Annotated in this window: 14 protein-coding genes; 13 read left to right on the top strand and 1 reads right to left on the bottom strand. The window is 68.5% G+C overall.

What is annotated here, in order from left to right; all coding sequences use genetic code 11:
- Positions 1-66: 66 nt before the first annotated feature.
- Complete coding sequence (locus ABZU75_RS11020; RefSeq protein WP_355551971.1) at positions 67-1806, top strand: hypothetical protein; 1740 nt, start codon at positions 67-69, stop codon at positions 1804-1806.
- 129 nt (positions 1807-1935) lie between these two features.
- Here the strand turns inward: ABZU75_RS11020 and ABZU75_RS11015 are convergent, their stop codons facing one another.
- A complete protein-coding gene (locus ABZU75_RS11015; RefSeq protein ID WP_355551968.1) occupies positions 1936-2751 on the bottom strand; it encodes a crotonase/enoyl-CoA hydratase family protein in 816 nt (271 codons plus the stop codon).
- A 319-nt stretch (positions 2752-3070) separates the two neighbouring features.
- On the opposite strand from ABZU75_RS11015, the gene ABZU75_RS11010 reads away from it, so the two are divergent.
- From ABZU75_RS11010 to ABZU75_RS10955, 12 genes are all read left to right on the top strand, one after another.
- Entirely contained in the window at positions 3071-4621 is a 1551-nt protein-coding gene (locus ABZU75_RS11010; RefSeq protein WP_355551965.1) for an acyl-CoA synthetase, read from the top strand.
- Positions 4611-5516: an OB-fold domain-containing protein gene (locus ABZU75_RS11005; RefSeq protein WP_355551962.1), complete on the top strand. Its 906-nt coding sequence runs from the start codon at positions 4611-4613 to the stop codon at positions 5514-5516. The genes ABZU75_RS11010 and ABZU75_RS11005 overlap by 11 nt, the downstream gene beginning before the upstream one ends.
- The gene (locus tag ABZU75_RS11000; RefSeq protein WP_350921023.1) at positions 5517-6536 is read left to right on the top strand and encodes a thiolase domain-containing protein; all 1020 of its coding nucleotides are present in this window, start codon (positions 5517-5519) and stop codon (positions 6534-6536) included.
- Between the two features lie 87 nt (positions 6537-6623).
- On the top strand, positions 6624-7775 hold the full coding sequence (locus tag ABZU75_RS10995; RefSeq protein WP_355551957.1) for a thiolase domain-containing protein: 1152 nt from the start codon (positions 6624-6626) through the stop codon (positions 7773-7775).
- Between the two features lie 17 nt (positions 7776-7792).
- Positions 7793-9379, top strand: coding sequence for an acyl-CoA synthetase (locus tag ABZU75_RS10990; protein ID WP_355551954.1), 1587 nt, complete (start codon positions 7793-7795; stop codon positions 9377-9379).
- Between the two features lie 80 nt (positions 9380-9459).
- Positions 9460-9663, top strand: a complete 204-nt coding sequence (locus ABZU75_RS10985; protein WP_355551951.1) for a hypothetical protein — start codon at positions 9460-9462, stop codon at positions 9661-9663.
- Between the two features lie 31 nt (positions 9664-9694).
- On the top strand, positions 9695-10462 hold the full coding sequence (locus tag ABZU75_RS10980; RefSeq protein ID WP_355551948.1) for a hypothetical protein: 768 nt from the start codon (positions 9695-9697) through the stop codon (positions 10460-10462).
- Positions 10463-11220: 758 nt separating this feature from the next.
- On the top strand, positions 11221-13095 hold the full coding sequence (locus tag ABZU75_RS10975; RefSeq protein ID WP_355551945.1) for an FAD-dependent monooxygenase: 1875 nt from the start codon (positions 11221-11223) through the stop codon (positions 13093-13095).
- A gap of 168 nt (positions 13096-13263) precedes the next feature.
- Positions 13264-14220, top strand: a complete 957-nt coding sequence (locus ABZU75_RS10970; RefSeq protein ID WP_355551942.1) for a hypothetical protein — start codon at positions 13264-13266, stop codon at positions 14218-14220.
- Positions 14221-14434: 214 nt separating this feature from the next.
- Positions 14435-15892: an aldehyde dehydrogenase (NADP(+)) gene (locus tag ABZU75_RS10965; protein ID WP_355551939.1), complete on the top strand. Its 1458-nt coding sequence runs from the start codon at positions 14435-14437 to the stop codon at positions 15890-15892.
- Between the two features lie 152 nt (positions 15893-16044).
- A complete protein-coding gene (locus ABZU75_RS10960) occupies positions 16045-16215 on the top strand; it encodes a hypothetical protein (RefSeq protein ID WP_355551936.1) in 171 nt (56 codons plus the stop codon).
- A gap of 115 nt (positions 16216-16330) precedes the next feature.
- The gene (locus ABZU75_RS10955; protein ID WP_343973592.1) at positions 16331-16639 is read left to right on the top strand and encodes a 4a-hydroxytetrahydrobiopterin dehydratase; all 309 of its coding nucleotides are present in this window, start codon (positions 16331-16333) and stop codon (positions 16637-16639) included.
- The last annotated feature ends 55 nt before the right edge of the window (positions 16640-16694 follow it).

The raw sequence follows: 16694 nt of genomic DNA, 5'->3' as shown, positions 1-16694 counted from the left end.
CTACGACCCATGGGTAAGGGCCGTGCGGCACGTTGGGGACGTGCCGGGTTGAGCAAGCTAGGGGTGATGATCGCTACGGGGGCGGTCGTGGTCGGGATGTTGCCCGCCACGGCCGTAGCGGCCGACGTCGATCCGCGGATCGGTCTCGGTGCTGGATGGCTGGACGCACAGGAGGCCAGTGCCGGTCTGCAGCTCCTGGCGCACCGGGACAAGCCGGAGGGGTTCTTCCAGCCGACGAACGTCGGCAATCTTTCGTACGCCAACTCGGACATGGCGTTCAGCGGCAACCATGCCTTCGTGGGTAACTTCCACGGTTTCAACATCTATGACATCTCCACCCCCGCGAATCCGACCCTGACCACCTCGGTGGTCTGCCCGGGTGGACAGGGTGACATGTCGGTCCACGGCAACCTGCTGTTCATGGCGGTCGAGGAGACGCGCGGACGGCTCGACTGCGGTACCCAGGGTGCCAGCGGCACCGTCAACCCCGACAGGTTCCGGGGCGTCCGGATCTTCGACGTCAGCGACGTCCAGCACCCGGTGCAGGTGGCGGCGGTCCAGACCTGCCGTGGATCGCACACCCAGTCGCTGGTGACCAGCAAGGACGACCCGGACAACGTCTACGTCTACGTCTCGGGCACCTCCAGCATCCGCTCGGGCAGCGAGCTGGCCGGCTGCGTCAACGGGGCCGCGACGGACCCGAACACGGCGCAGTGGCGGATCGACATCATCAAGGTGCCGCTGGCCGCGCCGCAGAACGCGGCGATCGTGAGCCGGCCCCGTCTGTTCACCGACCGGGAGACCGGTGCGATCAACGGCCTGCAGAACACCCCGCCCGCGCCCCGGCACCCGTCCGGCTCGACCTGGTCGCCGCAGCCGGTCACGACCCACTGCCACGACATCACCGCCTACCCGGAGATCGGCCTGGCCGCGGCGGCCTGCGCCGGTAACGGCCTCCTGCTCGACATCTCCGACCCGGCCAACCCGGTCAGGCTGGACGAGGTCACCGACCCGAACTTCGCCTACTGGCACTCGGCGACCCTGAACAACGACGGGACGAAGATCGTCTTCACCGACGAGTGGGGTGGCGGCACCGGTGCGCGCTGCCGGACGACCGACGAGCCCTCGTGGGGCGCGAACGCCATCTTCGACATCGTCGACGGCAAGATGCAGTTCCGTAGCTACTACAAGCTCCCGGTGCCTCAGGTCAACCAGGAGAACTGTGTGGCCCACAACGGGTCGCTCGTCCCCGTGCCCGGACGCGACATCATGGTCCAGGCCTGGTACCAGGGCGGCATCTCGGCCTTCGACTTCACCGACTCGGCCAACCCGAAGGAGATCGCCTTCTTCGACCGCGGTCCGGTCAGCGCGACCTCGCTGCTCACCGGTGGTGTCTGGTCCAGCTACTACTACAACGGCCACGTCTACGGCAGCGAGATCGCCCGTGGGTTCGACGTGCTCGCGCTGACGCCGAGTGCGCACCTGGACAAGGCCGAGATCGACGCCGCGGCCCTGGTGCGCTTCGACACGTTCAACCCGCAGACCCAGCCGAAGATCACGTGGGCGCCCAGTTTCGAGGTCGTCCGGGCGTACTACGCGCAGGCGCTGCGTACCGGCACGATGAAGAAGAACACCGCCGACAACGTGCAGAAGTTCGTCGACCGGGCTGAGAAGTTCAAGGACGGTCCGCAGAAGAACGCCGCCGTGGCGCAGCTGAGGGCTGTCTCCAACCAGCTCAACGCCGCCGACAGCGCGCAGGCCGCGCTGATCAAGGCTCTTCGCGACCTGGCCGACGCGCTCAGCTGAACCGAGCCGCGGCGATCCGCGATGAACCGATGAGAGGGGGCGCCCGCCGGGCGTCCCCTCTTCCGTATGAGGGCTTTCGGCGCCTCGGCGATCTCACCGTTCAGGCGGCCCGCGAGCACCGTGGGTGGTTCATTCTCCCCGGTAGACGGCCGGGCGCTTCTCGCGGAAGGCGCGGGAGCCCTCCTTGGCGTCCGCCGAGCCGATGACCGGCCAGCCGATGCCGTCGGAGACCTTGAGTGCCTCGGCCTCGGGCATGCCCAGGGTCTCGCGGTAGGTGCGCAGGATGGCCTGGACGGCGAGCGGGCCGCACTCGGCGACCTGCGCGGCGATCTCCAGCGCGACGGCCAGCGCCTGCCCGTCGGGGACGACACGGTTGACCAGGCCCATGCTCAGCGCCTCCTGCGCGGTGACGGCACGGCCGGTCAGCAGGATGTCCATGGCGAAGGCGTACGGGATCTGGCGCGGGAGCCGGATCGCCGAGCCGCCCATCGGGAACAGCGCGCGGCGGGCCTCGAAGAGGCCGAGGGTGGCGGACTCGGCGATCACCCGCAGGTCGGTGCCGACCAGCAGTTCGGTGCCGCCGGCCACCGCGTACCCCTCGACCGCGCAGACGATCGGCTTGGTCGGCAGCGCGTCCGAATCGCGGAGCAGGCCCTTCCAGTGGAAGTCGGGGATGGCCGCGGCCCGCTCCCTGACCCGGGGGTCCTGCGAAGGAGTGCCCATGGCCTTGAGGTCGGCGCCCGCACAGAACGTCCCGTCCGCGCCGGTCAGGACGGCGACGCGGACCTCGGGCTCGTCGGAGACGTATGCCCAGGCGTCGGCCAGGCCGACCAGCATGTCCGACGAGAGCGCGTTCTTCGCCTCGGGCCGGTCCAGGGTGACGACGACGACATGACCGTCGCGCTCGATCCGGCAGTGTGGCGTGCTGATCGGCAGAAGTTCCACGGGAAGACCTCCGTTACTTTACCAAGCGCTTGGTAGGCAATCCTAGATCCGGCGCGGTCCGCACCGCCAGGCCGCCCGGCCGTGAGAAGTCTTCCCCGGGCGCCTTCCAGGGGGCCGGGTCATCGTGAAATGGTCAAGGTCCATCCGGGAGTCAGAGTGCTTATCAAGCGCTTGCTAGGTGTGCCTCCTGGGGTTAGTCTGCCCATGCGTACAAGAACAGATTCCTGTTCTATTTACCCCGTTCTGCCAGGGCTTGTCGCCATAAAGAGAACATGATTCACTCCGGCGAGCCGGGGCCTTTCGACAGAGAGGATTTCCGATGGGTACGCTCGGTTTCTGGAGACTGGCGCAGGCGGACCCCGAGTGGGTGGCCGCCGTTGATCCCGACGGCACGGAACATCGCGCCGGTGACCTCCTCGCCCGTGCCAACCGCCTCGTCCACGGACTGAGAGAGCTCGGGCTGAAGACGGGCGACGGCATCTGCGGGCTCGTGCCCAACGGCTCCGACGGGCTGGTCCTCTACCTGGCCGCCCTGCAGGCCGGGTGGTACTACACCCCGATCAACTGGCACCTCACCGGTCCCGAGATCGGCTACATCGTGGCGGACAGCGAGGCGCGGGCCTTCTTCATAGACGAGCGCCACGCCACCGAGGGCCTGCGCGGTGTGACCTCCTCGGGCATCGCCGGGGACCGCGTCTTCGCGTTCGGCCGGGTGGACGGGGTGCGGCCCGCCTCGGAGCTGACAGACGGGCAGCCGGACACCGCACCCGCCGACCGTACGGCGGGTGCCACCATGCACTACACCTCCGGTACCACGGGCAAGCCCAAGGGCGTGCGCCGCCCGCTCAACGGCATGGACCCCGACGACGCCGCCGAGCTGATGACCTTCCTGCTCGCCCTGTTCGGCATCACGCCGGGCAAGGAGAACGTCCACCTGGTCACCTCGCCGAACTACCACACGGCCGTCACCCAGTTCGGCGGGACGGCCCTGCAGATGGGGCACACGCTCGTCTACATGGACAAGTGGGATGCCGAGCAGACGCTCCGGCTCTGCGAGAGGTACCGCGTCACCAACTCGCACATGGTCCCCACCCACTTCAAGCGCCTGCTCGCGCTCCCCGACGAGGTGAAGTCCCGATACGACCTCTCCTCCCTCAAATGGATGATCCACGCCGCGGCCCCCTGCCCGGTCCCGGTCAAGTGGGCCATGTTCGAGTGGTGGGGCGACTGCATCTACGAGTACTACGCGGCGACCGAGGGCGGCGGCACCATCGCCACCCCGGAGGGCTGGAAGAAACATCCCGGCACCGTCGGCACCGCCTGGCCGATCAGCGAGCTGCTCATCGTGGACGAGGACATGGAGCCCGTCCCGACCGGGACCCCCGGCACCATCTACATGAAGATGATGGGCGTCAGGTTCGAGTACAAGGGCGACCAGGAGAAGACCGAGGCCGGCCGGCTGCAGGACCACTTCACCGTCGGTGACATCGGTTACCTGAACGAGGAGGGCTTCCTCTTCCTCTGCGATCGCAAGGCCGACATGATCATCTCCGGTGGGGCCAACATCTACCCGGCCGAGATCGAGAACGAGCTGATGGTCCACCCCAAGGTCGGCGACGTGGCCGTGTTCGGCATCCCCGACGAGGAGTGGGGCGAGCAGATCAAGGCGGTGGTCGAGCCGGCCCCGGGAGTGATGCCCTCGCCCGAGCTGGCCGCCGAGCTCATCGAATCGCTGAGAGGCCGCCTGTCGAAGATGAAGTGGCCCAAGTCCGTCGACTTCATCGGCGAGATGCCCCGCGAGCCCAACGGCAAGCTCCTCAAACGCAAGCTACGTGACCCGTACTGGGAGGGACACGAACGTGCCATCTAGCGATCCAACGACCCTGCGGGCTCGGCACGCGCTGGAGTTCCCCGGCGGATACACGCGTACGACGGGACCGGTGATCGGACGCTTTCTCACCGAGTTGCGGGACGGACGCGTCGTCGGGGTCCGTACGGCGGCCGGGCGGACACTGGTGCCGCCGCTGGAGTACGACCCCGACACCGGCGATGCCGTCACCGAGGAGTTCGTCGAGGTCGGGCCGGCCGGGACCGTCGAGAGCTGGGCGTGGGTGAACACCCCGAGGAAGGGCCACCCGCTGGACCGGCCGTTCGCCTGGGCACTGATCCGGCTGGACGGAGCCGACACCGCACTGGTGCACGCGGTGGACGCGGGAGACGTCAAGGCCATGCGCCCCGGGCTGCGGGTACGCCCCCGCTGGCGGGCCGAGCGCACCGGGCACATCACCGACATCGAGAGCTTCGTTCCCGAGGTCACCAGGATCGTCTCCGAGGTCCGCGTCGAGTACTCGCTCCGGCCAGGCCTGGCGCTGGCCCGATTCCTGCAGGGCGTCGCCGAGGGCGTCTTCATCGGCTGCCGGTGCGGCACCTGCCACAAGGTCTACGTGCCCTACCGGCTGTCCTGCCCCGAGTGCGGAGTCTCGATCACCGAGGAGGTGGTCGTCCCCGACACCGGCACGATCACCACCTTCGCCATCAACAACCTGCCCGACCCGCGCGCCCCCGAGGTGCCGTTCGTCTCGGCCTACATCCAGCTCGACGGCGCCGACATCCCGATGATCGCCCTGGTCGGCGGGATCGCGGCCCACGAGGTGCGCCAGGGCATGCGGGTGCGGGCCGTGTGGGTGCCCGAGGAGGAGCGGACGATGTCCATGTCGAACATCAAGTGGTTCGCCCCCACCGGCGAGCCGGACGTGGAGCTGTAGATGCGTGAGATAGCGATCGTCGCGTTCGCGCAGACCAGGCACAGCGCCGTCGACGAGGGACAGAGCGAGTCCGAGCTCATCCTGCCCCCGCTGGAGACGGTCAGGGCCGCCACGGGGCTGCGGAAGTTCGGTTTCACCTGCTCGGGGTCGTGTGACTACCTGGCGGGCGCCCCGTTCTCCTTCGTCTCCGCGCTCGACGCGCTCGGCGCCTGGCCGCCGATCTCGGAGAGCCACGTCGAGATGGACGCGGCCTGGGCGCTGTACGAGGCCTGGGTCAGGCTGCAGCACGGCGACGTCGACTCGGCCCTGGTCTACGGCTTCGGCAAGTCCTCCCAGGGGGACCTGCGGGAGATCATGACGCTCCAGCTGGACCCGTACTACCTGGCCCCCCTCGGCCTGGACCAGGTCTCCTTCGCCGCGCTCCAGGCGTCGGCCACCGGGGCGGAGCGGGCCGAGCTGGACGAGATCGTGCGGCGCAGCCGCGCCGACGGGAGAGCCAACCCCTACGCCCTCGACCTGCCGGAACCGGCGGGGGAGGGGGCCGAGGTCGAGCCGCTGCGGCCGTACGACATCGCCCCGATCACCGACGGCGCCGCCGCGGTGGTGCTGGCGGCGGGGGACCTGGCCAGGGAGCTGTGCGAGCGCCCCGCGTGGATCACCGGGATCGCGCACCGGATAGAACCCCATTACCTGGGCATGCGGGATCTCGCCCGGTCGGCCTCCGCCGCGGACGCCGCACGAGCGGCGGGGGTCGGCAAGGGTGACGTCGAGGTGGCCGAGCTGCACGCCCAGTTCAGCCACGAGGAGATCATCCTGCGCCGGGCGCTGGAGCTTCCCGAGGGCACCCGGGTCAACCCGAGCGGCGGCCCCCTCGCGGCCAACCCGGTCATGGCCACCGGCCTCATCAGGATCGGCGAGGCGGCCCGGCACATCCTGGACGGCACCGCGAGCCGCACCCTCGGACACGCCACCAGCGGCCCCTGCCTCCAGCACAACCTCGTCACCGTGATGGAGGCCTGAGAATGGAGCGAACCCGACGCAGTGAGCGGAGTGGGCCGCGCCGCGAAGCAAGTGGTCCGCGGAGTGAGCGAGGAGCGGTGAGCGACCATGAGTAACCCCTGCGCGGTCATCGGTGTCGGTCAGACTCGCTACACGACCAAGCGGCACGACGTCTCCATCGCCGGCCTGGTCCGCGAGGCGGCCCTGCGCGCTCTCCAGGACGCGGGCCTGACCTGGAAGGACATCGACGCGGTGGTCATCGGTAAGGCGCCCGACCTGTTCGAGGGCGTGATGATGCCCGAGGCGTACCTGGCCGACGCGCTGGGCGCCGCGGGCAAGCCGATGATGCGGGTCCACACCGCGGGCTCGGTCGGCGGCTCCACCGCGCTGGTCGGTGCCTCGCTGATCCAGGGCGGCGTGCACGACCGGGTGCTGGTGGTGGCCTTCGAGAAGCAGTCGGAGTCCAACGCGACCTGGGCGCTCTCCACCCACCAGCCGTTCAGCGCCTCGCTGGTCGTCGGTGCGGGCGGCTACTTCGCCCCGCACATCCGCGAGTACATCCGCCGCTCCGGCGCCCCCGAGCACATCGGCCACCTGGTGGCCGTCAAGGACCGGCAGAACGCCCTGAAGAACCCGTATGCCCATCTGAGGATCCCCGGGATCAACCTGAAGATGGTCGAGTCGACCCCGATGCTCTGGGAGCCGATCCGCTATCTCGACACCTGCCCGTCCTCCGACGGTGCCTGCGCGATGGTGCTGTCCGCCGCCGACAAGCTCACCGACAGCACACCGGCCTGGGTCCTCGGCACCGCGATGCGCTCCGAGCCGATCTTCCGCGCGGGCCGCGACACGGTGAACCCGCAGGGTGGCAAGGACTGCGCGGCGGACGTCTACCGGCAGGCCGGGATCACCGACCCGCGCAGGGAGATCGACGTGGCGGAGGTGTACGTGCCCTTCTCCTGGTACGAGCCGATGTGGCTGGAGAACCTCGGTTTCGCCACCGAGGGGGAGGGCTGGAAGCTCACCGAGTCCGGGGCGACCGCGCTGGACGGCGACATTCCGTGGAACGCCTCGGGCGGCGTGCTGTCGAGCAACCCGATCGGCGCCTCCGGGCTGATCCGGTTCGCCGAGGCGGCGCTCCAGGTCAGGGGGATGGCGGGGGAGCACCAGGTGGACGGCGCCAGGCGGGCCCTCGGGCACGCGTACGGGGGAGGCGCCCAGTTCTTCGCGATGTGGATGGTCGGCAGCGACAGACCCTGATCCCCCCAGGAGGGCCCATGGAGTTCAACCACGCAGATCTGTTCGAGGGGATCGTGGACGCGGTTGGGGACCGCACCGCCGCCATCTGCGGCGATGATCGCCGGACCTACGCGGAACTGGACGCGGAGGCCAACCGGCTCGCGCACTATCTGCTCGACCGGGGCGTCTCGGCCGGGCAGCACGTGGGCATCCACCTCTACAACGGCGTCGAGTACCTGGTGGGGATGCTGGCCGCGCTCAAGATCCGGGCCGTGCCGATCAACGTGAACTACCGTTACGTCGAGGCCGAACTGCTCTACCTCTACCAGGACTCCGACATCGTGGCGCTCCTGTTCGACGTGGAGTTCGACGGCCGGGTGGCGGCCACCGCCCCACAGGTCCCGCGGCTCCGGCACCTGATCGCGGTGGGCGGGCCGTCCGGGGTCGAGACGGCGGTGCCGTACCAGGAGGCGCTGGCGGCCGGGTCAGCGGAGCGGGGGTTCCCCGCGCGGTCCGGCGACGACGTCTACATCATCTACACCGGTGGCACGACCGGCATGCCCAAGGGCGTGATGTGGCGGGTCGAGGACCTGTTCTTCGCCTTCGGCGGCGGCAATCCGGGTGGGGAGCCGCGGGCCACGCCGGAGGAGGTGATCGAGGCGGCTGTGGCCTCCGGACCTGTCACCATGCTGGCGGCGGCCCCGCTGATGCACGGCGCGGCCCAGATGGCCACCTTCATCACCTGGTGGATGGGCGGAACCATGGTCTACGTCCGCAAGTTCGACGCGGCCGAGGTACTGCGCGCGATCGAGCGGGAGGGGGTCCTGACGATCAACATCACCGGCGACGCGATGGCCCGTCCGCTGATCGACGAGCTCGAGGGCGGCGGCTACGACCTGTCGTCGCTGTTCGTGCTCAGCTCCACCGGCGCCATCCTGACCGGCTCCCTCCGCGACCGCCTGGCGGAACTGCTGCCCGGCAGGATGATCCTGGACAACTTCGGGTCCAGCGAGTCCGGATACACCGCCTCGGCGATCCCCGGCTCCTCGCCCGAGTCGGGCCAGCGTTTCCAGGCCAACGTCGCGGTCAACCTGGCCGTGCTCAACGAGAGGCTGGAGCCGGTCAAGCCCGGCGGGGGTGAGCTGGGCATGGTCGCCAGGAGCGGCCGGATCGCCTCCGGCTACTACAAGGACGACGACAAGACCGGCAAGACCTTCGTGACCGACTCAGGCGGCGTGCGCTGGCTGCTCACCGGCGACATGGGCCAGGTCGAGGAGGACGGTACCATCGCGATCTTCGGGCGAGGTTCGGTCTGCATCAACACCGGCGGTGAGAAGGTGTTCCCCGAGGAGGTCGAGGCGGTGCTCAAGGGGCACCCGGCGGTCTTCGACGCGGTCGTCACCGGCATCCCCGACGAGCGCTGGGGCAGCCGGGTCGCCGCGGTGGTCGAACTCCGTCCCGGCACGACCCCTTCGGTGGAGGACCTCGACGCGCACTGCCGGGCGAAGCTCTCCGGTTACAAGGTGCCCAGGACCTTCGCCTTCGTCGACGAGATGGTCCGCTCCCCGGCGGGCAAGGCCGACTACCGCTGGGCCAGGGAAACCGCCCAGGCCGCCCGGTCCTGACGGTCTTCACCCGGTGTCCCCGCCCGGGGAGCGGAAGTCACTCCGGTCAACGGCGGGGTACGGTCCTGACGCTCTCGCCGGTGAGGTCGGAGCCGGCCGGCTCGTTGAGGGCGATCCACTTTCTGAATCCCGTCGCGGTCGGCGTCGTCGACGAGGTGCCGGAGGCCGGTCACCTGGCGAGGGTTGGCTGGATCGGCCGGCGAGCGCGTGGGACCGATCGCGACGACGAGGTGGGCGGAGCGGGCCGGTTCCAGCTCGCCTGTGACAGGCCGACGTTCTTGTGAACCGGATGGACGCCTGGTCCGTTCCAATGCTGTGATCCGCTTCCTGTTGGCCGCCGCCCTCCTCCTGGCCGGCTGCTCCGAGACCAGTAAGACCGCCGAGACCGGCAAGGCCGCCGAGACCAGTAAGACCGCCGAGACCGGCAAGGCCGCCGAGAGCGCCAAGCCGGCCTGGGCACCGGGCGACCCCGTGATCCGGTTCTTGAGCTGCGGTCCGATGACGTGTGTCGGAGGTGACAGGCTGCGCGTCGGCGAGGACGGGCGGGCCGTCTCGCTGAGGGACGGGGAACTGGTCGTCGTCCGGCTCTCCACGGCCGAGCTGCGTGATCTGAGGTCCGAGCTCGTCGCGCTCCTGGCGTGGCGGGAGGGCACGATCGACCGTACCGGAGGGGCGAGCGACCAGCCTTTCAGCGTCGTCACCGTGGTGGATTCCGGCGGCGGGGTCCACGAGACCCGGCTGGAGGGGGGGCCGCTGGTGGAGGACGAGCGGATCTTCGCCGCCATCCAGCGCCTCTCGGCGCTGACCGACCGAGTCCGCACCACCGGCGAGCTGGACCTCACCGCGCCGATTGAGGTGACGCTGTACCAGGATGAGAACACCGACCCGGTACGGCGGGTGACCTGGCCTAGGGACGTTCCCACGCCGGCCCTGCCCACGCCTGACAGGTGGATCGTGTCCCAGGTCTACCGAGGGCAGGAGGCGAAGACGCTGCGGGCCGCCCTGGGGGCGGCCGAGGACAACGTGGAGGTAAGGATCGGGAAGCGGACGCTGATCGCCAGCTGGAAGGCTGAGCTTCCGTGATTCACGGAATATCCGGGGCGTTCTGTTATTGGTGAGATAATCAATGTCTCTCAGTTTTCGTCTGGGATTATCAGTACGTGAAGCTGTCCGAATGGGCTCGCCGGAACGGGGTGCACTACCAAACCGCGTGGCAATGGGCCCGAAACGGAAAGCTGCCGAAGACCGACACGGGTATCGGGTCGGCACCCGTGAACGCTTTGGCGCAGCCGTGCGGCGGGAGTACGGCCAGGAGGCGTTCGGGAGGCCGTACATCGCACTGCGGACCAGTGGCCGGTGATCTTCACGGGTGAGCAGGCGGCCGCCCGTCTGTGGGGCGGGACGCCGCCGGTGGCCGGCATACCGGGTTTCCACGAACTCAAGGGCGTCCCGCACGAGGAGCCCCGGTTCTCGGAACACCGGTCGCGGACGGTCTGGGCGGCGTCGTCGATGAGGTGCCGGAGGCCGGCCATCCGGTGAGGGGAGCGCCGCCCCCGCGCCTGGATCCGAGCCGGGCGGCCCCGCCCGAAGCCGCCGGGCCCGCTTGTAGCTGACTTGATCCCGCCCCGTGCCATGAGTCCAAACAGGTGGACCCGCCCTGGTCGTGCCGTTCCCAATCTGTTTCAAGCCGTTTCCAAGCGGACCTTGCTGTGCTTGTGGCGTCGGGCCGACATGGTAGGAGGTCCGACGACTGCGCCGAGGATTCCTGCGATTGCCGGCGGCCGCGCCTGCGGGAGGTTCGGCAAGTCAATGCGCCGGGTTGAAGGGACTGTTACAGCGATATGGGCGGTACGGAGGAGCTTTCGGAGGCGACGGATGTCGTCATCATGGGAGCGGGGATCATCGGACTGCTCAACGCTCTGAGTCTCGCCAAGCGAGGTCTGCGAGTGACGATAGTCGACGACGTGGTTCGCCAGAAGCGGAGCTTCAAGGTTGGGGAGTCGTTTCTTGTCTCCACCGGTTTCGCGCGGACCGTCGGCGAGCTGGACGACTTCCTCAACGAGGAGTGCTTTACCAAGCTCGGTGTTTGGTTCACTTACGGCATGGAGGGAAAGAAGGAATTCGACTCTCCGGCGGAGTGGGTGATCGCGCCGCTGTCGGAGTACACCGTGTCGCATCCTTCGGAGAGCCACGAGGACCACTATCTCTACCGGATGGCCGACGACAAGAAGTGGTTCCGGTCGTTGACCGTTGATATGCAGATCTGCCGTCCGGAAACCGAGGACGTGCTTTTGAAGGTGGTGCGCGACCATCCTGGAATCGATTTCAAGGACAGTGCGCGTATTACCGACCCGGGCATATCCGACGGTGCCTTCCACACGGTCTCGTGGGCTGATTCCACAGCGAACACGAGCGGTCGACTGCGCGCTCGGTGGGTCGTTGACTGTTCCGGCCGGAACCGGGTGCTGGCGCGTTCCCTCGATCATGTCGCAGAGAAACGAGAACTCGTCGACGGCTTCCAGACGACGGCTCTCTGGGGTCAGTTCTCCGGGCTCGAAGAGGAGATGTTCGAACCCCTGTGGCGCTATCAAGACCCGGACGGGGCTTCGAGTCGCCGCGATCTGTACACCCTGCACCTGTGGGGTGAAGGATACTGGATCTGGATCATCCGCCTCTCCGGGCAACGCGTAAGCGTGGGGGTCACGTACGACCAAAGGTGCCAGCCGCCGGGAAAGACTCCCCGCGATAAATTCTGGGAGATAATCCGCCGCTACCCTGTTTTCGACGGAGTTCTCTCCGAGGAGACGCTGCTCGAGTTCCGGTCGTATCGCAACGTGCAGTATTTGACCGACACGTTCATACACCCGAGGCGCTATGCGATGGTGGGTGACGCCTCCTCGATCATCGACGCGTACTACAGTCAGGGAATCGGCCAGTCGTGCCAGACCTCATGGCATTTGGCGAACATCATCGAAAGGGATCTCAAGGAAGGCCGCCTGGACACCCGATACATAAGGCGAGTCAACAGAAGCACATACCAGGACTGGCTCATTATCCGGAACATGGTCCGCGAGAAGTACACCCCGGCGATAGCCGATCCGCGCTTCTTCCTGCTCTCCCACATGCTCGATCTTCTGGTGATCTGGTCCAACGGCACCGCCAGGACCCGCTGGTGTCACTGGTTGAGCGCCACCGGTGGCCACAGCGCCCTTGAGGATCGCAGGACGGCCGCCAGTCGAAAATTCTGTGAGCGCCGGCTGTTCTACTCGAACGCCCCTATTTGGGGCTGGCTTCCCGTCGCATCGGTTCGTCGCTGGCAGGGACGCATGCAGGCGGGCTTGGCGGAGCGAGCCCGCTGGCGCGTCGAGCACGGCGAGCGGGTCGCTGGAACGTACTGCCAGATATCGCTGACCCGCCCTTTCCCCCGCCTCTGGCGCGCTTTGCTGGCCGAGCCGACGAGGACCGTCGACGTCTCCTCGACCGACTACGTCTCACCGCGGGAGATCCGGCTGGGCAAGGCGAGGGAGTCACGTCTCAGGTTGCCGATCGGCACGTGGCGGCGATTTTCTCTCGTGCTGAAATTGCGTACCCACGCCCTGGCCCTGCTGATCATCGCTGGATACGCGGTCGACGCCGCGGACACCGCCGTGCGGCGACGTCGGCACCGCAAAAGATTCGCGTCGCAGGAGAAGCTCGGTGCTGTGCACCCGGAATAGCCCGTCGGCGGTGACGGCACATGAGCGCGAATCGGCTGACCGTCGTCATCGCCGGGCCGTGGCCGTCCGCGTCGCCCCCCGCTGAGTCAACGACGGATCAGTCTCCTCACGCGTTTCCCTTCATTCGAAGCCAGGCAAGTCAGAAATTCACGAAAGGCGAATGTTCGCATGCCCCTCACAACGAAAGTCGCCTACGTGCATCTGGGGCAGACCCATGATGAATTCCCAGAGGTGGCCGAGGCCCTGGAAGAGCGGGGAGTCTCCGCGGTCCCTGTCCATCTGGACGATATGGACAGTACCGACTGGGCGAGCTTTGACCTGGTCAACCTTAGAATGTGCCGCGGCTTCCAGAAGCACGACGACTTCGCCGAACGGGTCTCCGGGCTTGGCCGCCATATCGAGAAAATCAGCGGCCCCGGGGTCCTCGTCAACCCGTCCACACTGATTCCCAGCGGGTACGACAAGTCCGTCTACATTCCGATGCTGGAAAGCGCGGGCATCGCCACCGTGCCGACCAGATGGCTCCAGCGCGGCACTCCCGGCAGTCTGACGGACGTGATGGCAGCCGAGGGCTGGGAGGACGTCGTGGTGAAGCCCGCCGTCTCCTCGCGATCCTGGCGAACATTCCGGGCGAGCACTGGAAAGGTCGCCGACCGGCGGGGGGAGGACCATCACCTGCTGCCCGACGACGGGAAGGCGGAGCTGCTGTTCGAGGAACTGCTCGCCGAGCGCACCATCGGCGTACAGCCCTTCCTGCCTGGAATCCTCAGCGCCGGAGAAACCTCCTACATCTTCCTGGGGGGTGGTTTCAGTCATGCCGTCCACAAACGTGTCGCCGACGACGGCTGGTTCGCCCACGAACTCTTCGGAGGAACGATCGTCGCTGTCACACCGAAGCGCGCGGAGCTGGACTGGGCGGCCCACGTCGTGAACACACTCACCGAGCATTATGGAGAGCTGCTCTTCGCCCGTGTCGACGCGCTGCCGGGTGATCTGGGAGCCCCCGTCCTGCTGGAGTGTGAACTGGTCGTACCTCGCCTCTTCCTCCGAGAGGGTGACGGCCTGTCGCGCTATGCCGCGGAGGTCGCCGCTCGTGCCGGGGCCAACAGGGCGGCGCGCGGCTGAGCGCGGCGAGGGTCACGTGGCGGTACGAGAGCCGGATACCGGCCTCCCGTCGAAGGCCACCCTTCCGTGAATCGGGGGATGTCCGGTGTACTGGGGTCGGTGCCGTTGAATGTCTTGGAAGCCGTCGCGCGTTGGGTGGCCCCGACGAGGGAAAGCGCTTACCGTAAGAGGGTCGCCCCCGCGGCGTGACAGGCGTCATTGAAGAAAGGCTCTCGTGTTGATCCACTCGGTTGACCCCAGGACCGGCGAGCCCGCCGGGGACCCCTACCCGCTGACCTCGGACGGCGAGGTGGACGCGGTCGTCGGAGCCGCCCGCGCGGCGGGACCCGCCTGGCGTTCCGCCGACCGGGCGCCGGTGCTTGAGGCGGTCGCGGCGGCGCTGGAGGCGAACGTCGAGGAGCTCTGGCGGGCCGCCGACGCCGAGACCGCGCTCGGGGAGACCCGGCTCCGCGGCGAGGTGGGGCGGGCCGCGGGCCAGTTCCGGCTCTTCGCCCAGGTGTTGCGGGACGGCGGGCACGTGGAGGCGGTGATCGACCACGCGACGGCCCAGCCGCCGGTCCCCGACCTGCGACGGATGAACCACCCGCTGCCCGGCGTGGCCGGTGTCTTCGCGGCGAGCAACTTCCCGTTCGCCTTCTCGGTCGCGGGCGGTGACACCGCCTCGGCGCTGGCCGCCGGATGCCCGGTGGTGGTCAAGGCGCACGACGGGCACCCGGGCACCTCGGAGCTGTCGCAGAAGATCATCCAGAGCGCGCTGCCCGATCCGGCACTCCTGGGTCTGGTCCGCGGGCTCGACGCGGGAAAGCGGCTGGCCACGCACCCTTCCGTGGTGGCCGTGGGGTTCACCGGCTCCGTCCCCGGGGGCAAGGCCGTCCAGGCTCTCATCGCCGAGCGCCCGGAACCCATCCCGTTCTACGGCGAGCTGGGCAGCGTCAACCCCGTCGTCGTGCTGCCCTCGGCCGACCGCGAAGGGCTCGCCCAGGGGTTCGCCGCCTCGCTGACCCTCGGCACCGGTCAGTTCTGCACCAACCCCGGACTGGTCTTCGTCCCTGACGACACCGAGCTCCTGACCTCCATCTCCGAGGCGGTCTCCGCGACCGCGGGCGGGCCGATGCTCACCGAGCGGATCCGGGGCGGCTTCCTGCACGGGCTGGCCAGGCTCGGCAAGCTCACCACGCTGGCCGAGGGGCAGCCGGGCGAGGGGGCCTTCGCGGTGGCGCCGCAGGTGTTCGTCACCGATCTGGCGTCGTTCGCCGACGCCCTGCCCGACATCGCCGAGGAGTGCTTCGGCCCGGTCTCCGTCGTCGTGGTCTACGGCGACGCGGCGGAGCTGCCCGCCGTACTGGAGAGGCTGGACGGCTCGCTGACCGCCACGATCCACGCCACCGACCCCGGCGAGGCGCGGGAGAGCGCCGAGGTGCTGCTCAGGAAGGCGGGCCGGCTGATCTGGAACGGCTGGCCGACCGGTGTCGCGGTCCGCTGGGCCATGCACCACGGCGGCCCCTGGCCCGCGAGTACGGCCGCCGCGCACACCTCGGTCGGCGCCGCCGCGATCCGCAGGTGGCTGGTCCCCACCGCCTACCAGGACTGGCCGGCCGAGCTGCTCCCAGCCGAGCTGCGCGACGACAACCCCCTCGGCATCCCCCGCCGGGTCGACGGGGTGGTCTCCTAGGCGCGGGTCGTCTGTCGGCCGCTGCTCCTCCGGCCCGTCCGACCTGCCCGGTGGCCTGCGCCCCCTGCGTGGGCGGGCCACCGGCGAACGGCAGGACCCGCCTCGCCCGACACGGCTCCGCGACCTGCTGGACGAGCAGGCCGCGGAGCCGCATGCGAGGTCCGTGGCTTAGGGCGGTCGCCGACGACCCGTCGATGACCTCGTTCCTGCCCGACTGGGTGGAGGCGATTCTCGTTCCGCTGGTGCCGACCGGTCTGGTGGCGCTGGCCGGCTGCAAGGTCAGGCACACCCCGCGGCCGGACCTCCCGGCCGACCAGCGGTAGCAGCCGCACACAGGAGAGCGTCTCGCTTATGCCTCTCGCCGCAGTAACTGATTACCGTGTTGCGACGACCCCTGGAATTCGCCAGTTCAACTGACTGCATGACGCGGAGATACCGATGACCCCTCAGCCGTTGTCCGAAGAGCAGATCGTCGCCCATCTGGCCGAGCTGCCAGGGTGGGAGCGTGAGGGGCAGGCCATAGCCCGGACGTTCAAGCACGCCTATCACGAGTGCGTACATCTGGCCATGTACGTCGCGGCCAAGGCTCGCGAAGTTGGCCACCACCCTGATATTCACATCACCTGGCAGCGGATCCGATTCGTGATCACTACTCACGACGCCGGAAACCGCCTCACAGCCAAGGACTTCGAACTCGCCCGCCACATTGACGTGATCGCCGCCGGCCACGGCGCCGAAACGGTCTGAACTCACGATCGGAGCGAGGGCCTCGCATCCCCTCCAGCGCCGATCCGGTGCGCGC

The sequence above is a fragment of the Streptosporangium sp. NPDC005286 genome (assembly GCF_040607515.1).
Taxonomy (GTDB): Bacteria; Actinomycetota; Actinomycetes; order Streptosporangiales; family Streptosporangiaceae; genus Streptosporangium.
The sequence above is the reverse complement of the archived record's forward strand: the minus strand, read 5'-3'. Positions and strand labels throughout refer to the sequence as shown.

What these genes read in the sequence shown, in the direction of transcription:
- ABZU75_RS11000 (WP_350921023.1), top strand. Translation starts at nt 5,517, where the DNA reads ATGCGTGAGATAGCGATCGTCGCGTTCGCGCAGACCAGGCACAGCGCC.
- ABZU75_RS10990 (WP_355551954.1), top strand. Translation starts at nt 7,793, where the DNA reads ATGGAGTTCAACCACGCAGATCTGTTCGAGGGGATCGTGGACGCGGTT.
- ABZU75_RS11020 (WP_355551971.1), top strand. Translation starts at nt 67, where the DNA reads ATGATCGCTACGGGGGCGGTCGTGGTCGGGATGTTGCCCGCCACGGCC.
- ABZU75_RS11010 (WP_355551965.1), top strand. Translation starts at nt 3,071, where the DNA reads ATGGGTACGCTCGGTTTCTGGAGACTGGCGCAGGCGGACCCCGAGTGG.
- ABZU75_RS10960 (WP_355551936.1), top strand. Translation starts at nt 16,045, where the DNA reads ATGCGAGGTCCGTGGCTTAGGGCGGTCGCCGACGACCCGTCGATGACC.
- ABZU75_RS10955 (WP_343973592.1), top strand. Translation starts at nt 16,331, where the DNA reads ATGACCCCTCAGCCGTTGTCCGAAGAGCAGATCGTCGCCCATCTGGCC.
- ABZU75_RS10995 (WP_355551957.1), top strand. Translation starts at nt 6,624, where the DNA reads ATGAGTAACCCCTGCGCGGTCATCGGTGTCGGTCAGACTCGCTACACG.
- ABZU75_RS10970 (WP_355551942.1), top strand. Translation starts at nt 13,264, where the DNA reads ATGCCCCTCACAACGAAAGTCGCCTACGTGCATCTGGGGCAGACCCAT.
- ABZU75_RS10975 (WP_355551945.1), top strand. Translation starts at nt 11,221, where the DNA reads ATGGGCGGTACGGAGGAGCTTTCGGAGGCGACGGATGTCGTCATCATG.